Source organism: Flavobacterium fryxellicola (assembly GCF_900143245.1).
Taxonomy (GTDB): Bacteria; Bacteroidota; Bacteroidia; order Flavobacteriales; family Flavobacteriaceae; genus Flavobacterium; species Flavobacterium fryxellicola.
In genome coordinates, this window is record NZ_FRDK01000002.1 from 253,800 (window position 1) to 267,635 (window position 13,836).

General features: G+C 34.5%; 14 protein-coding genes. 1 reads left to right on the top strand and 13 read right to left on the bottom strand.

The features are described 5' to 3' along the window. Nucleotides 1–62: 62 nt before the first annotated feature. The 8 genes from BUA03_RS04750 to BUA03_RS04785 all read right to left on the bottom strand — a co-directional run bounded on the left by BUA03_RS04750 (nucleotide 63) and on the right by BUA03_RS04785 (nucleotide 8,890). Nucleotides 63–764, bottom strand: coding sequence for a sulfite exporter TauE/SafE family protein (locus BUA03_RS04750; protein WP_066078277.1), 702 nt, complete (start codon nucleotides 762–764; stop codon nucleotides 63–65). Nucleotides 765–836: 72 nt separating this feature from the next. Further along, nucleotides 837–1,289, bottom strand: coding sequence for a FixH family protein (locus BUA03_RS04755; protein ID WP_066078901.1), 453 nt, complete (start codon nucleotides 1,287–1,289; stop codon nucleotides 837–839). 34 nt (nucleotides 1,290–1,323) lie between these two features. Further along, nucleotides 1,324–2,742, bottom strand: coding sequence for a cytochrome c oxidase accessory protein CcoG (gene ccoG / locus BUA03_RS04760; RefSeq protein WP_066078898.1), 1,419 nt, complete (start codon nucleotides 2,740–2,742; stop codon nucleotides 1,324–1,326). 75 nt (nucleotides 2,743–2,817) lie between these two features. Continuing rightward, nucleotides 2,818–3,717, bottom strand: a complete 900-nt coding sequence (locus BUA03_RS04765) for a cbb3-type cytochrome c oxidase N-terminal domain-containing protein (protein ID WP_066078274.1) — start codon at nucleotides 3,715–3,717, stop codon at nucleotides 2,818–2,820. Between the two features lie 27 nt (nucleotides 3,718–3,744). Further along, the gene (locus BUA03_RS04770) at nucleotides 3,745–3,915 is read right to left on the bottom strand and encodes a CcoQ/FixQ family Cbb3-type cytochrome c oxidase assembly chaperone (RefSeq protein ID WP_072675714.1); all 171 of its coding nucleotides are present in this window, start codon (nucleotides 3,913–3,915) and stop codon (nucleotides 3,745–3,747) included. 5 nt (nucleotides 3,916–3,920) lie between these two features. Beyond that, complete coding sequence (ccoN, locus tag BUA03_RS04775; protein WP_066078271.1) at nucleotides 3,921–6,110, bottom strand: cytochrome-c oxidase, cbb3-type subunit I; 2,190 nt, start codon at nucleotides 6,108–6,110, stop codon at nucleotides 3,921–3,923. 53 nt (nucleotides 6,111–6,163) lie between these two features. Continuing rightward, complete coding sequence (ccoS, locus tag BUA03_RS04780) at nucleotides 6,164–6,367, bottom strand: cbb3-type cytochrome oxidase assembly protein CcoS (protein WP_066078268.1); 204 nt, start codon at nucleotides 6,365–6,367, stop codon at nucleotides 6,164–6,166. 117 nt (nucleotides 6,368–6,484) lie between these two features. Next, a complete protein-coding gene (locus tag BUA03_RS04785; protein WP_066078895.1) occupies nucleotides 6,485–8,890 on the bottom strand; it encodes a heavy metal translocating P-type ATPase in 2,406 nt (801 codons plus the stop codon). A 108-nt stretch (nucleotides 8,891–8,998) separates the two neighbouring features. On the opposite strand from BUA03_RS04785, the gene BUA03_RS04790 reads away from it, so the two are divergent. Continuing rightward, a complete protein-coding gene (locus BUA03_RS04790) occupies nucleotides 8,999–9,679 on the top strand; it encodes a Crp/Fnr family transcriptional regulator (RefSeq protein ID WP_066078263.1) in 681 nt (226 codons plus the stop codon). 13 nt (nucleotides 9,680–9,692) lie between these two features. On the opposite strand, the gene BUA03_RS04795 is transcribed toward BUA03_RS04790, so the two are convergent. From BUA03_RS04795 to def, 5 genes are all read right to left on the bottom strand, one after another. Then, complete coding sequence (locus tag BUA03_RS04795) at nucleotides 9,693–11,141, bottom strand: APC family permease (protein ID WP_066078259.1); 1,449 nt, start codon at nucleotides 11,139–11,141, stop codon at nucleotides 9,693–9,695. Nucleotides 11,142–11,148: 7 nt separating this feature from the next. Beyond that, nucleotides 11,149–11,442, bottom strand: a complete 294-nt coding sequence (locus BUA03_RS16625) for a hypothetical protein (protein WP_175542098.1) — start codon at nucleotides 11,440–11,442, stop codon at nucleotides 11,149–11,151. A 227-nt stretch (nucleotides 11,443–11,669) separates the two neighbouring features. Beyond that, nucleotides 11,670–12,449 (bottom strand): nucleoside triphosphate pyrophosphohydrolase, encoded by a 780-nt coding sequence (gene mazG, locus BUA03_RS04805; RefSeq protein ID WP_066078256.1) that lies wholly within the window; start codon nucleotides 12,447–12,449, stop codon nucleotides 11,670–11,672. Between the two features lie 78 nt (nucleotides 12,450–12,527). After that, the gene (locus BUA03_RS04810; RefSeq protein WP_066078252.1) at nucleotides 12,528–13,016 is read right to left on the bottom strand and encodes a DUF5606 family protein; all 489 of its coding nucleotides are present in this window, start codon (nucleotides 13,014–13,016) and stop codon (nucleotides 12,528–12,530) included. Nucleotides 13,017–13,105: 89 nt separating this feature from the next. Continuing rightward, nucleotides 13,106–13,693 carry a peptide deformylase gene (def, locus tag BUA03_RS04815; protein ID WP_066078249.1) on the bottom strand — a complete coding sequence of 196 codons (588 nt, stop codon included), beginning with the start codon at nucleotides 13,691–13,693 and terminating at the stop codon, nucleotides 13,106–13,108. Nucleotides 13,694–13,836: the final 143 nt, after the last annotated feature.

Here is a 13,836-nt window from a genome sequence, read left to right on the forward strand (position 1 = left end):
AACTTTTTCATATAAAAAGCACGCCATTCAGCGTGCTTTTTATATGAAAAATCACAAATAAGTTAGTGACAATTTGGATCAGCTTGAATAAACAAGCTCATATTCGATGGGGAAATATAAGGAATGCCCAATCCCAATCCTCTTAAAATAAATAAACAACCAATAGCTATTGCCACATAAGGAATCGTTTTTTGGATTCTATTGCGAATAGGCACGGTAATAAAGGAGTTGATATATACCACACTGCTCATCAAAGGAACCGTTCCTAATCCAAATAAAATCATGTATAAAACGCCCAAACTTTCGCTTTGCATAGCAATAGCACCAAATAAAGCGACATAAACCATTCCGCAAGGCAAAAAACCATTTAGCAAACCAATAGTAAAGAGGGATTTAAAACTCTTGTTTCTAAACTGACTTCCTAAAGCAGTTTTGATTTTAGAAATTAATTTAAAAACCGGTTTTGAAAAGTTGTACTTCGCAAAAATTTTGTCTGGAATTAAAACAACACTAATCATGGCTACACCAATAAATATCGATAAATTCTGCTGCAGACCAGCCAATAGAAATCCTTTTCCCAACAATCCAAAAACAAAGCCAATGGTACCATAAGCCGTTAATCTTCCTAAATGATACGTGATGATTTGGATTGCTTTTTTAGTCTGATTAGTGCGATCTACGGGTAACATCATCGCAATAGGACCACACATTCCAATGCAATGAAAACTACTTATTAAACCGAAAATGAAGGCAGAGTAAAGCATTTTTATAGCTTGATGTCCAGAAGTCGAAAGTCTTAAAGTTTACGGTAACCTTAAAAGATTTAAGCTTCTTGACTAATTGATATATATTGTTTCTTTAGACAAATAAGATTTACCCTCATATTGCCATTCCATATTAATGTCCCAGCGACCGCCTGCCAAACTTTTTTTAGGTATGAGCAAAGTAGTAGCATCAGATAATGAAATTGGAATCTCAAAATCTAATTTTTTATTAGACGGTCTATAAAGGGACACTTTTCCTTTAATATTTATTGGAACAAATACAGTTGGAAAAACAATTGTAATTCCAGATGCTCCAGCCGTTACGATTGGCTTTGCTTTTAAATCCTCTGCATTTTGAACCCGTTCCATTTCCTCGCCAAAACGAGCATCATGTTTATAATATTCCTCCACGACCAAATCATTATCGTATTTCGAATCCGACTGAACCATAAAAACAAAATACAAAATGAAGGTCATAAACAACCCAAAAGCAATGACAATTGCTGTTCCCCAATTAATTTTCATACTATTCAATTTATAAATTTCAACTCGTTTGACATCAGTCAAAACTTCGCGGACTTAAAAAGCTAGTGGTACTGGTTTCGATTTTTTCTTTTCCGTTGTACACTTCTATTTTCAGCTTTGTTTTATCACTGTCCAATACGCTGTTATTAATTTCAACAAACAAGGTTCCGCCACTCATTCCTTGTTTAGGTACTTTTAAAGCTTGTTTTCCAACTACTTTTAAAGTTCCTTTTATACCAACTAATTTAAAATGAATGTCATTAAAATCATTGTTAGTTTTATTTATAATTTTAAAAGTGTAAATATTGCTGATATTATCCCCTTTGTGTTGAAACAACTGTCCTGGTAATCTCAAGATCGTCGCTTCGACATCAGTCCGCAGGAACAAAAGTCCAATTAAAATACCCGTTAAAATAAATAATACAGCTGAGTAACCTTTCATTCTTGGAGTAAACTTAAACTTTGCGTTTTTCTCAATTTCTTCTTCAGAGGCATAACGAATAAGTCCTTTGGGTAAACCCACATTTTCCATAATTGTATCACACTCATCAATACAGGCGGTACAATTGACACATTCCATCTGCGTTCCGTTTCGAATGTCGATTCCGGTAGGACAAACATTTACACACTGTTTGCAATCAATGCAATCTCCTTTTCCAGTTGATGCTCTGTCTTCTTGCTTGTTAAATTTGGCTCTGCCGGCTTCTTTTTCGCCTCGAACAAAATCATAAGCAACATTGATTGATTTATCGTCTAACAAAACACCTTGCAATCTGCCGTAAGGACAGGCAATAATACAAACCTGCTCTCTAAACCATGCAAAAATAAAGTAAAACACACCCGTAAAAATCAACAAGGAAACTAGGGTACTGATATGCTTTGCAGGCCCTTCTTCAATCATCAAAAATAGCTTGTCGCTACTGATAAGATAAGCCAGGAAAACATTGGCAATAAAAAAGGAGATAATTAAAAATAAAGTCCATTTAAGCGCTTTCTTTCTGATTTTCTCTACATTCCACTCCTGTTTTTCTAAACGGATTTGAGCGCCTCGATCTCCTTCAATCCAATATTCTATTCTGCGGAAAACCATTTCTAGAAAAATGGTTTGCGGGCAAATCCATCCACAAAAAATTCGCCCAAAAATAACGGTAAATAAGATAACAAAAACAATCCCCACAATCATGAAAAGAACAAAAAGATAAAAATCCTGTGGCCAAAAAGGAAATCCGAAAATATTAAATCGTCGCTCCAAAATATTGAACATCATGAACTGGTTGCCATTGATTTTTACAAATGGATTTGCAACAAGTACAATCAGTAAAAAATAGCTAACCCATTTCCTGTAATCATAAAACTTTCCGGAAGGTTTTTTGGGAAAAATAAATTTTCGGTTGCCCTCCTCGTCGATTGTTCCAATAGTATCTCTAAAAGCTTCATCTGGTAATTTTGACATTTCTTTTTTATTTAAAACACTGTTCAAATAATTAGTACTATTCTTAAGTTAAGTAAAAACGTGTGTTTATAATTTTTATTTAACTGCAACTTTTGCATTCTCATCTACCCAAACTTCTCCTTCTGGCGCTTTAGGATCAGCAGGATTACTTCCTTTTAAGGATAGAATATAGCTGGCTACTTTTTGCATCTCTTTAGGTTTCAAAGTTCCTTTCCAAGAAATCATTCCTTTTCCATCACGTCCTCCATTTACAAGTGTATGAAAAACATTTTTTATTCCACCACCTAAAATCCATTGATCATCAGTTAGATTAGGTCCAATTTGCCCTCCACCATCTGCTCTGTGACAAGCAGCGCAATTAGTAGTAAATATTACTTTTCCTGCCGCTAAATCTGCAGGGTCCGTTAACAAAGTAACTGTTTTTTCATCCATCATATCTGGAGCAGTTTTCATGTACTCTGCGACTTCAATTTTAGCTTGGGCGATTTCTTTTTTAAGTTCCATTTCCTGATTATCAGCACCTAAAATTTCAAATCTAACCATATATACTACTCCAAAAATTATTGAAGCGTAGAATAAATAGACCCACCATGGTGGCAAATTGTTATCTAATTCTTTGATGCCATCGTAGTCATGGTCCAGTAATAATTGACCCTCATCAGCTAATGGAGCTGTTTTAGTCAATTTTTCCATTAATTTTTTATACCATTCTTTATCCTTGAAGCTCAAATTATTTGTTTCATTTAATTTGATTTTTTCTTCTTCTGTCAATAAATGATAAGTGATATTATCTACTGCTGTCATTGTAATTTCTATTGCGATAATAAGAAAAAGAAATACAAATAAGAATAGTGAAACCATTGGAAATTTTATAAAAGCAGGTCGGTCTCCTGAGTCTATAAAGAATTCGATTGCTCCAAATACAGCAAAGAAAATAACGGTTACACTAACGTATGCTGGAATAAATTTTTTCATTCTCTAAATTTTAAAAAATTATACTTTTTAATTGTCTTTCAATGGAATTTCACTCAATTCATCAATTGTTTCTTTCTTATAGGAGAAAACCCAGATCCCTAGTCCTACAAAGAAGAAGAAAAAAATTAATAATGATAAGATGGGATATATCGACACGCCATCGATTGTCTCCATATTGTGTTTTATTTGTTCAAACATGACTCTTAATTTTTAGCACTATTTTTAACTTTAATGTCCGTTCCAAGTCTTTGCATATATGCAATCAGAGCTACAATTTCTCTTTCATTCATTGGGACAAATTTTTCTCCTCTTGCTGCTGCTTTTTTCTTGCTTTCCACATAACTTTTAACAAAGTCAGGATCGTTTTTCAAGTTTTCTTCAATTGAAACAGCTTGTTTTCTCAAATCATCTAGACCACTTGCCACTTGAGCCTCTGTATAAGGTACTCCTAGTGTAACCATTGCTTGCATTTTCTTTTGAGTCAAAGAAATATCCATTGGCTTGTTATCAAATAACCACTTGTATCCTGGCATAATTGAACCTGCAGATATACTTTGTGGATTCCAGAAATGGTTAAAGTGCCAGTTGTCATTGTATTTACCACCTACTCTTAATAAATCTGGTCCTGTACGTTTTGATCCCCATAAAAATGGATGATCGTAAACAAACTCACCTGCCTTAGATTGTGGCCCGTAACGTTCCACTTCACTTCTAAAAGGACGAACAGATTGAGAGTGACAACCTACACAACCTTCGCGAATGTATAAATCACGACCTTCTAGTTCTAAAGGAGAATAGGGTTTTACGCTCGTAATTGTTGGAATATTAGATTTTACCATAATAGTAGGTACAATCTGAATCACACCTCCAATTAAAATAGCTACTGTAGCTAAAATTGTTAATTGAATCGGTTTTCTTTCTAACCAAGGATGAAATTTTTCTCCTTTTATTCTTCCAGAGCTAATTCTTATTAAAGCTGGAGCTTCGGCTAATTCATCTTCAATTGTAGATCCTGCTCTCAGAGTTTGAACAATGTTATAGACTAAAACAAGCATTCCCGTTAAATATAGGGTTCCACCAATCGCTCTCATCCAATACATAGGCATAATTTGAGTAACAGTTTCCAGAAAGTTACCATAAGTTAAAGTTCCGTCTGGGTTAAACTGTTTCCACATAGAAGCTTGTAAAAAGCCAGCTACATACATTGGAATCGTATACAATATAATCCCTAAAGTACCTATCCAAAAGTGAAAGTTAGCTAATTTCAAAGAGTATAAGTTCGTTTTAGCCATTCTAGGAACCAACCAATAAATCATACCGAAAGCCATAAATCCATTCCACGCCAGAGCACCTACGTGAACGTGAGCAATAATCCAATCCGTGTAATGTGCAATAGCATTGACATTTTTAAGAGACAACATTGGCCCTTCAAAAGTGGCCATTCCATACCCTGTAATAGCTACAACAAAGAATTTTAAAACAGGATCTACTCGTACCTTATCCCAAACACCTCTTAACGTTAAAAGACCGTTTATCATACCACCCCAAGATGGTGCTAGCAACATTATCGAAAAGGCAACACCTAAATTCTGTGCCCAGTTTGGCAATGCAGAATACAATAAGTGGTGCGGTCCAGCCCAGATGTAAATAAAAATTAAGGACCAGAAGTGAACAATTGAAAGCCTATAAGAATAAACCGGACGATTAGCCGCTTTTGGAACAAAATAATACATCAGTCCTAAGAAAGGAGTCGTCAAGAAAAAAGCTACTGCGTTATGTCCATACCACCATTGCACTAAAGCGTCTTGAACACCTGCATAAACAGAGTAACTTTTAAATGCAGAAACCGGTAATTCTAAATTATTGAAAATATGCAAAACCGCTACCGTAACGAATGTTGCTAAATAAAACCAAATCGCAACATATAAATGGCGTTCTCTTCGTTTAATCATGGTACCAATCATGTTGATTCCCATTACCACCCAAATCAGTGTGATTGCAATATCAATTGGCCACTCTAATTCAGCATATTCCTTTGAAGAACTATAGCCTAAAGGTAATGTAATAGCCGCAGCAACGATAATTATCTGCCAGCCCCAAAAGTGAACATTACTTAAAAAATCACTGAACATTCTCGCTTTAAGCAAGCGCTGCATGGAATAATACATTCCGGCAAAAAAAGCATTTCCCACAAATGCAAAAATAACAGCATTTGTATGTAGCGGCCTCAACCGACCATAACTTAACCAGGAAATACCATCGGTCATGTTAGGAAAAAGAAACATAAAGGCCAATGTAAGCCCAACTAGCATTCCTACCACTCCAAAAAGGATCGTGGCGTAAATGAATTTTTTTACAATTTTGTTGTCATAATAAAACTGCTGCATTTCCATAATTCAATTGGTTTTTATTTTAATTTAAATGTTCAAGGTCAATAGTTTTGGATTCAAATATCCAATTCCTTTTCCTCATTATTTTCAACTTTATTTTCATTTTTAGTTGACTTTAACAGCTCATCATCAAATAGCATTCTGACTGACGGCGTATAATCATCGTCATATTGTCCGGTTTTTACTGCTGTAATAAAAGCAACAAAGAACCCAATGGCGATTAGTATACTGATGGAGATTAATAAATAAATGACACTCATACCTTAATTTGTGTTAACAAAGTTACTTCTCCGTTTCCGAGTAAAATATGACATTTGTCATACTTATACATAATTGTTAAAATTATGTGAAAACGAAAACCAAAAACTTATATAATTCTATTTTTTACTTGCATAATAACTACTCATCAGGGTTACAAAACTTACAATTGTTATCGTGCTTAAAGGCATTATAATTGCGGCAACTAAAGGCAATAAATTCCCTGTGATAGCAAATGCTAATCCCACCACATTGTACAATAAAGACAAAGTAAAACTCATTTTGATCGTAGTTATGGAGTTCTTAGATAACTTCAAAAAATAGTTTAATTTTTGAAATTCATTCGCATCCAAAATTGCATCACAGGCTGGCGAAAAAACATTCACGTTTTCGGAAATCGAAATCCCTACGTTGCTTTGCGCCAAAGCTCCAGCATCATTTAATCCATCCCCTACCATCATTACGTTATTCCCTTTATCTTGCAAATTCTTAATGAATTCTAATTTTTGTTCTGGTTTTTGATTGAAAATTAATTCCGTGCCTTTCGGCAAAAGCTGTTCAAGAGTGCCCCGTTCGCCTTCATTATCACCAGATAAAACTTTAACTTGGTAACCACTACTTAAGTTGTTAAAAAGGGCGGCAAGTCCATCTCTATATTGATTATTAAAAATGAATTTCCCGTAATAAACCCCATTAATCTTAATATGAACTGACGTTTGTTGCAGATTATTTTCTTCTGTTTTCTCTACAAAAGCAGCCGATCCTATTTGAATTTGGTGGCCAAAAATATGAGCTTCCATTCCTTTGCCTGTAATTTCCTCAAAAGCACCCACGCTCCACTTTTTGGCATCATTCGCTGATGTATTTGTCAAAATTAAAATTGGCAAATAATCATATAACATTCTGCTTAACGGATGATTTGAAGCTCTCAACACATTTTTTATCAGCAGCAAATATTCGTCGGAAAGTATATCTCCTTCATACGAAATGTTGGATTTTTTATTAGTTGTAATTGTTCCTGTTTTATCAAAAACAATGGTATCTACTTTCGCTAATTGTTCAATCACCAGCGCATTTTTGAGATAAAATTTCTGTTTGCCCAAAATCCGTAATACATTACCAAAAGTAAAAGGCGCCGTTAATGCCAATGCGCAGGGACACGCAACAATGAGGACTGCTGTAAAAACATTAAAAGCAATATTCGCATCTATGAAAATCCAATATCCAAATCCTGAAAAGGCAATTAACAAGAGAATTGGAGTAAAATAACGAGAAATACTATCGGTAATGGTCTTGTGTTTTTGTACGACATTTTTTTGAAAAACATCATTGCTCCATAATTGTGTCAAGTAACTTTGAGAAACTGAATGCAAGACTTCCATTTCAATCACTTTCCCTATTTGTTTTCCTCCTGCAAATACTTTATCTCCTGATTTTTTGGTTATAGGAATGGCTTCTCCAGTGACAAAACTATAATCAATTTCGGCTTTTTCTGAAATTAAAATGCCATCAACTGGAATTAGTTCTTGATTTCTAATTAAGAGTCTATCCCCTTTTTCTACCTCATAAATAGGAACACTTTCTTCTAAAGAATCCGAATTAATTTTAGTGATGGCGATTGGGAAATAGGATTTAAAATCTCTTTCAAAACTCAAGAAACTGTACGTTTTAATTTGGAACATTTTTCCCAAAAGCATAAAGAAAATTAAACCAGTTAAGCTATCGAAAAAACCAGAACCATAATCCATGACAATATCAAACGTACTACGCACAAACATTACAACAATTCCTAAAGCAATAGGAATATCGATATTCAGCATTTTAGATCTCATACTTTTAAAAGCAGAAACATAATACCCACTCGCAGAGTAAAAGAAACTAGGGAGTGCCAAAGCAAAAATCAACCATCTAAAAAAACCACGGTATTGATCCAGCCAATATTCTTTAACTTCAAAATATTCTGGAAAGGAAAGTAGCATGATATTTCCAAAACAAAAGAAAGCAACGCCCAATTTATAAGTTAAACTTCTATCAACGTTATTAGCACCTGTTTCATAATTTTCTAAACTAATGTAGGGCTCATAACCAATGGAACTCAACAAATAAACAATAGTTTTGATTGAAACTTCCTCCGGGTTGTAGGTGATTCGAACCTTCTTTTCAGGAAAGTTAACTTGCGAAGAACTTATTCCCTTTTGAAGACGCTGTAAATTCTCCAAAATCCAAATACACGAGCTGCAATGAATATGTGGAATGTTAAGTGAAATAATAGCGGTCGAATTCTCTTGGAATTCCAAAAGTTTGGATACAATGTTCTCATTGTCTAAAAAATCATATTTACCATTAATATCTTGCGGGGTTGCTCCAGGGGATTTTTCAAAATCATAATAACACGTCAGATCATTGAGACTAAAAATTTCGTATACCGTTTTACAACCGTTACAACAAAATTTCTTTTCATCAAAAATTATTTCTTCTGCTTTTACAATATTCAAACCACAATGGAAACAGTTTTGTGTGTCCATAACTTTGCTCATTTTACCTAGAACAAAGAACCTAAACAATTGTTAATTAAAACATGACATTTATCATATTAAAGGCTTACTTTTGTGTCACCCAAAAACATCATTATTATGAGCAAATGTGAACAATGCATCGTCAGAGAATTTAGCTCACTAAAAGCACTTACAAAAGAAGAACTGTTGAAACTTTCCGACTGCAAAACATCCCATATTATTAAGAAAGGGGAAGTTATATTTGAAGAAGGGGAAAATGTAAATGGTATTTTTTGCATTAAAGACGGCATTTGCAAACTGACAAAACTTAGTGCAAATGGTAAAGATCATATTGTAAAATTAGTTACAAAAGGAGAATTACTGGGACAACGATCCATGATTAGTGACGAACCGGTCAATTTGAGTGCGGTTGCTCTTGAAGACATGCAAGTTTGTTTTATTCCAAAGTCAGACGTAATGGGATACTTTGACAAGAACAATCAGTTTTCTATGAATGTCATGAAAACGATCTGTGGTGATCTAAAAGAAGCCGATGATCACATGGTTAATTTAGCACAGAAAACCGTCAAAGAAAGATTAGCAGAAACACTCCTTTATTTACATGATTCCTTTGGAAAAAACGAAGATGAGTCACTAAGAATTCAACTTTCCAGAGATGAATTAGCTAGTATCATTGGCACGGCCACAGAAAGCTGTATCCGTTTACTATCTGACTTTAAGAAATTAGGTTTGATTGAATTATCCGGCAAAAAAATCGTTCTGCAGGATATTGCGAAGCTAAAAAAAGTAGCAGAATAAAAGAGTACTTCTTTTACTCCTTCTTAGTCATAACAAAATAATATACAGGAATTCCAAGAGCGACAATACACAAACCTAACCCCGTATTGAACGTATCGTAAAGGAGCAAAGTGAGACATATTCCTGTTGTCACAAGAATATAAATTGCTGGAACTATAGGGTAGCCAAACGCTTTATACGGTCTTTCAGCATTTGGTTCTTTTACCCTTAGGATAAAAACGCCCAAAATTGTTAAAATATAAAACAACAACGATGCAAAAGTAGCGTAGGTTAGTAAATCCCCAAATTTTCCCGAAACGCACAGTACACAAGCCCAAATGCATTGCACCCACAAGGCCTTAGCCGGAACCTGATTTTTATTAAGTTCAGTGGCTTGTTTAAAAAATAATCCATCTTTTGCCATAGCAAAGAACAATCTTCCTCCCGACAGAATAAGTCCACTATTACAGCCAAAAGTAGAAACCATAATAAGTGCCGCCATTACAAAAACGCCTATATTCCCCATAATCATACTTGCTGCAGCCGCTCCTACTCTATCGTTACTGGCGAACATAATTCCATTACTACTAATGTCACCTGCGGCTGGAGTTCCTTGAAGCGGTAATAAGGCCAAGTAAGCCAGGTTTGCCAAAACATAAATAACCGTAACAATCAATGTTCCTAGAAAGAGACTTCGTGGAATATTTCTTTTGGGATCTTTTATTTCTCCCGCAATAAAAGTTACATTATTCCAAGCATCACTAGAAAAAAGTGAATTGATAATTGTGGCCCCTGCAGCTCCTAAAAGTGCCATTCCAGCTAGTTTTGTTACTGTGATAGTTCCATCTGGATTAGCAACTGTTTTACTTGCTTCCCACATATTGGCAAAATTATCAGACAAAATAGTAGTGTTTAAACCCACATACAATCCTAAAATTATTAATGCAAAAAGAGCGATTAATTTTGCAGAAGTGAATATTAATTGAACAGTTTTTCCGCTTTCAACTCCTTTAGTATTGATGTAGGTTAGCAAAATAATACTGAAAATCGCCAAAACTTTTTGGTATGAAAAAACAAAGCCGGCACCAACCGTAAAAAGAACCTTGTCCAATACAGGAAAGAATATTGCTGCATAATTAGCAAAAGTAACCGCAATGGCGGCAATAACACCCGTTTGGATGACCGTAAAAACAGTCCAACCATAAAGAAAAGAAATTAGCCTTCCGTAAGCACGCTGAATATACACAAATTGTCCGCCCGCATTAGGCATCATTCCAGCCAATTCACCATAACTTAATGCTGCAGCAACGGTAATCAAACCTGTAACAATCCAAATTACTAATAACCAAGCGGCAGAACCAATATCTCTTGCCATGGCTGACGTTACGATAAATATTCCTGATCCTATCATGGAACCCGCAACTAAACTTGTGGCATCGAGTAATCCTAAGGAACGTTTTAATTCTGTTTTATTTTCTGGCATTGGATAATTAATTGCTTCTATTGTTTTTTATAATTGTGTTCTCTGTTTTCTGTTCTCTGTTTTCTGTTCTCTGTTTTCTGTTTTCTGTTTTCTGTTCTCTGTTTTCTGTTTTCTGTTCTCTGTTCTCTGTTCTCTGTTCTCTGTTCTCTGTTTTCTGTTTTCTGTTTTCTGTTTTCTGTTCTCTGTTCTCTGTTCTCTGTTCTCTGTTCTCTGTTCTCTGTTCTCTGCATACTAACAATAATAAACACTGAACACGATAATCTTTTCGCTTCTTCCCAAAATTAATATAGTTGAAAATCATAGATTTTCAATTCCTATTTATTTCGGAAGCCGCTTCGCTTCTTCCCAAAATTTAATTAGGTGAAAATCACAGATTTTCAATTCCTATTTATTTCGCAAGCCGCTTCGCTTCTTCCCAAAATTTAAATAGTTGAAAATCACAGATTTTCAATTCCTATTTATTTCGCAAGCCGCTTCGCTTCTTCCCAAAATTTAAATAGTTGAAAATCACAGATTTTCAATTCCTATTTATTTCGGAAGCCGCTTTGCTTCTTCCCAAAAAACATCCATTTCAGCGAGGGTCATGTCCATTAAAGGTTTTCCTAATTGTCCTGCTTTACTCTCCAAATATTGAAAACGTTTAATGAATTTTTTATTGGTACGTTCCAATGCATCTTCGGGATTCACATTAAGGAATCTTGCATAATTAATCATTGAAAATAAAACATCGCCAAACTCCGCCTCAATTTTATCCTGATCTCCAGCCTCGACCTCAACTTGTAATTCCTCTAATTCTTCTTGTACTTTATCCCAAACCTGATGGGATTCTTCCCAATCAAATCCAACACCTTTTACTTTATCCTGAATTCTACTTGCTTTGACCAAAGCAGGCAAACTTCTTGGAACACCTTCTAAAACAGATTTTTTACCTTCTTTAAGTTTTAGTTTTTCCCAGTTTTGTTTGACTTCTTCTTCATCTTTTACCACAACATCACTGTAAATATGCGGATGACGATGAATGAGTTTGTCGCAAATTTCATTGCAAACATCGGCTATGTCAAAATCATTGGTTTCACTTCCAATTTTTGCATAAAAAACCAAATGCAACAACAAATCACCTAATTCTTTCTTCACCTCGGTCAAATCATTATCTAAAATCGCATCTCCTAATTCATACGTCTCTTCAATAGTTAAATGGCGCAAGCTTTGCATGGTTTGCTTTTTGTCCCAAGGACATTTTTCACGCAATTCATCCATAATGTCTAATAATCTTTCAAAGGCTTGCAATTGGGTTTGTCTTGAATTCATTGAAAATGTTTTTGGTAAAAATAAAAAAAATCCTGTTCGCCGCAGCAAACAGGATTTAATATTATTGTAAGAGCAAAATTATTCTTTTTTTGCTTTTACTTTTTTTGCTGGAGTTTTTACTTCTGTAGCTGGAATTTCATCTAAACTACTAACTACTTCATCTGCAACAGCAGGAGTTGGTACAGCATCAACAATTAGTCCTTTTGCTTGTAGCATGTTGTACCAGTTTAAAACTTTCTTGATGTCTGACGGATAAACTCTTTCTTCATCATAATCCGGTAAAATTTCTTTAAAATACGCTATTAATTTTGCATTATCCTCTTTATGAGACAGTGCAGGACCTTTGCTTTCTTTATCTGCCATTTTCTGGATAATTTCAGCTAATGGTTTTTCACCTTCGTATGTATAAATGGAGATTTCGGATAATAAACTTACGTTACTTTTCAAATTTACTGTGATTTTTTTACCATCAACTAATGACTCGGCTACAAATCCTGTTCTCGTTTGTACTTGCAATACATATAAACCCGGTTTCCCTGAGATGGCTAATATTTTTTCTAAATTCATGTTTTTTGTAATTATTATTAAGAATTTGACTTACTATTTTTTCTGTTTTAAACCAAAAATCATACCAAGAGAAGCTATGTGCGGTGTTTTTATCTTCCCTTTTTGGCAAAAAATTTCATTCGGTACTCTTGGAACGTTTTTCCCTCTAATATATTTTTTAATTTCTTTTGAATCAATCGTTTTTTTAGCGAAGATATTTTATCAGTAAATAAAATTCCTTCAATGTGATCGTATTCATGTTGAATAACTCTAGCAATTAACCCGTCAAAAACTTCGGTTTTCATTACAAAATCTTCCTCGCAGTATTCAATCGTTATTGTTGGATTTCTAGATACATCTTCACGCACATCAGGAATACTCAAACAGCCTTCATTAAAACTCCATTCTTCGCCTTCCTCGTTTATCATTTTTGCATTGATAAACGTTTTTTTAAAACCTTTAAGTTCTTTTTGTTCCGCGTCTCCTAATTCTTCATCATCACTAAAAGGAGTGGTATCAATTACAAATAAACGAAGAGCTAATCCTACTTGTGGCGCAGCAAGTCCAACACCATAGGCATTATACATTGTATCGTACATGTTAGCAATCGTTTCTTTCAAATTTTCATGTTCCTTTGAAACAACTTCTCCTGTCTTTCTTAAAACCGGATCGCCATATCCTATAATTGGTAAAATCATCGTGTCGTATTAAAAATTATCTTCTGAACTTGGAATATATTCCCATTTGTTTCAGTTTGCAAAAATAGTAAAAAAATAGACAATGAATAATCCTCTCTTAATAATTAGCTAATATTTACACTTTAAGGCAAAAGACATCCTTT